Annotated in this window: 2 protein-coding genes; both read right to left on the reverse strand. The window is 40.4% G+C overall.

Annotated features, from left to right (window positions below; all coding sequences use genetic code 11):
• Positions 1-1,935, reverse strand: a 1,935-nt coding sequence (locus QA601_18620; protein ID MDG5817118.1) for a hypothetical protein, incomplete at its 3' end; no start/stop codon positions are given.
• Positions 1,936-2,137: 202 nt separating this feature from the next.
• Positions 2,138-3,295: hypothetical protein (locus QA601_18625; protein MDG5817119.1), on the reverse strand; the 1,158-nt coding region annotated here is incomplete at its 5' end.

Raw genomic sequence — 3,295 nt, forward strand, 5'->3', positions numbered from 1 at the left:
TAGTGTTTGTCCGGTCTGTTTTCTCCCGCGCAAATCAAATATTCCATTATTACGGAACTGCGATATCGGTTTACGGGTTATAGTAACTTTGGGGTTGGTTACACTGGAATTGTCCTCTTTCCAAAACACCTCCATAGCTATAAGACCCTCTCCAAAATAACCGACCCACATAGGCCCATGATGACTTTGAGCTAAATGGCTCGTATAATGACATAAGAGGCCATGCTCTGTGGTAAACTGGAAAAGTTGATTACCAGCTTCATCAATTACAAATATTCCCTGGTTAATTGTGGCAACCCATATTCTGCCATCAAGATCGATTTCAATATCTCGGCAGTTGACATTATCATCAAGTATCTGCCTCCAGGGCATGTTTTTTCTCTTCATAAAAAGTCCGTTTGTTGTTGCTGCGATGATTTGCTCTGATGGATGCGTTTTTAATGCATAAACAGCTCGGTTTTCGGGACCTTCCGGTGTTGTATCTTTCACAAAAATATCTTCTCTAAGCCAGGACACTCCCTTTGAGCTACCAGCCACTATTGTATTGTCAAAAGTTTCAATGGCTCTAATAATTAAAGGGGTCTCATGATTGCTAAAACCATCACTAAGGTCATAGCTCCTCCAACCTGAAGAATCGTAGCGCAGCACTCCACCTAAGCATGCAGCCCACAAAACATTATCTTCGGAAACAACACAGTCTTTTATATCATAAAGATTTCCAAGCCTGTTTTCCCAATATCGTGCAGAATGCTCTCCCTTAAGATAGGTAAAGCCAAACGGTCCACCAAACCACTTTCCACCATTTGAGTCGACTGCAAATGCATAAACAGTATTGTGCAACATTACATCATTAGTTGAATAGTAGCTCCACTCAGTTCCATCATACCGATGCAGCCCCCAGGATGGATGGACGTCGGGTGTAACCCATAAATTATTGTTATGGTCAACACCAATAAAGTTAATTTTATTTCCTTCAATCCACCCTCTTTGATGCCATATAAAGCTATATCCTAAGTTAGAAAAGGTTGGTTTACCGCTACAAACATAAACGAATTTTGTTGTATCGTAAAATGCAAAGTCGGAGACAAACAATGCACCAACACTTCTTACATAACTCCACTCTCCATCTATAAATTGCGAAAGGTATCTGGGCCCTATGCCATTAATTATCCCAACAGGAGATAATTCAAGTAGTGTGACCGAATGTATAAGACCACTATTCTCGACAGTGTAAAACTCCCACTCAGTTCCGTCATAGCGGGCAACAAACTGGAATTCCTGGCTTTGAATACTGACGATCCAAAGATTTCCACTGGTATCTACAGCAATGCTTCTAATTAGTCCGGGAGTTATATCATGGTGAAGCTCAATGGATGAAGCTGTATCATTCTCAACCTTAAATATCCCACCAGCTCCGGCAGCCCATAACGCGCCATCTTTGTCATACTCTAAATGGTTAATGTGTCTGGTTGGAATGGCAGAAAGCGGCTCAAATCCATCACCATTATAGGTAACAACTCCATTCTCACTGATTGCAGTTACTTTGTCTTCCATAACAGCCAAACCAGTAATCCTGCCAAGCCGTGATGAACCGGCTGTGTAGTAATTTCGGATTTCACCGGGAGTAACATAACTTATTCCATCTTCAGTACCGGCCCATACAGTTCCTGATGAGTCGGGCAGTGCAATGCTCCATACGATGTTGTGGGCTAAACCGTCGTTGGTGGTCATTTGAAAAATGCTACTGTCGGTTGTAATAGCCCTTACAAGACCTCCCCCATCGGACCCTCCCCATACCGTATCACCGTGAATAGCAATGGAGAGGACTTCCTGGTAGCTAAGATAGTGCTCAATCTTTATGGAATCAATGGGATTTGCTTTAACATAGGTAAAAGAAAGAGTAGTGATTAAAAATAATAAAACAATACTAAACATTCGGTGCACCTCGGTAGTACAATGTGTTTATTGTTTTGAACGCAAGAAAGATCTTGCTTAGTTTATTTTTCGTTGTTAAAAAAAGTGATTGTTTGATCTATTTGAGTCAAGCCTAACTTAATATAAGTTAATACCATGTGAAAGTATAGAACAAGGGACTTTTTTTTGGAATTAGCTAACATCGTAGTAGAACTAAAAACAACTACTTTAATTCAATTCTCTTTAAGTTATCACTCTTATCGTTCTTATAGATATACATCCCCGAAGCTCCGGAACGTAACTGCTGTATTGATTGTCCGGTCTGTTTTCTTCCGCGCAAATCAAATATTCCATTATTACGGAACTGCGATATCGGTTTACGGGTTATAGTAACTTTGGGGTTGGTTACACTGGAATTGTCCTCTTTCCAAAACACCTCCATTGCTATAAGGCCGTCTCCAGAACCTACCCACATAGGACCATGATGACTTTGAGCTAAATTGTATATATAATGGTATAAAAGGCCATGCTCTGTAGTAAATTGAAAAAGTTGATTGCCAGCTTCGTCAAAGACAAATATGCCCTGATTTCTTGTGGCTACCCATATTCTACCATCAAGATCAATTTCAATATCTGAGCAGTTAGCATCATCCTGAAGTAGCTGCCTCCAGGGCATATTTTTGCTCTTTATGAAAAGTCCGTTTGCTGTTGCAGCGATGATTTGCTCTGATGGATGCGTTTTTAATGCATAAACTGCTCGGTTTTCGGGACCTTCCGGTGTTGTATCTTTCACAAATATATCTTCTCTAAGCCAGGAGACTCCCTTTGAGCCACCAGCCACTATCTCATTGTCAAAAGTTTCAATTGCTTCAATAAATAAAGGAGTCTCATGATTGTTAAACCCCTCATTATACTCATAGCTTTTCCAACCTGAAAAATCGTAACGCAGTACTCCATTCCTACATGCTGCCCATAGAACATTTTCTTCGGAAACAACACAGTCTCTGATATCATACAGATTTCCAAGCGTATTTTCCCTGTAACGCGCAGAGTGTTCTCCCTTAAGATAGGTAAAGCCAAACGGACCACCAAACCACTTTCCACCACTTGAGTCGACTGCAAAGGCATTAACAGTATTATGCAACATTACATCATTAGTTGAATAGTAGCTCCACTCAGTTCCATCATACCGATGTAGCCCCCATGACGGATGGAAGTCGGGTGTAACCCATAAATTATTGTTATGATCAACACTGATAAAGTCAATCTTATTTCCTTCAATCCACCCTCTTTGATGCCATATAAAGCTATATCCTAAGTTAGAAAAGGTTGGTTTACCGCTACAAACATAAACGAATTTTGTTGTATCGTAAAATACAAG

The organism is Chitinispirillales bacterium ANBcel5 (assembly GCA_029688955.1).
In the GTDB taxonomy this organism is placed as follows: Bacteria; Fibrobacterota; Chitinivibrionia; order Chitinivibrionales; family Chitinispirillaceae; genus Cellulosispirillum; species Cellulosispirillum alkaliphilum.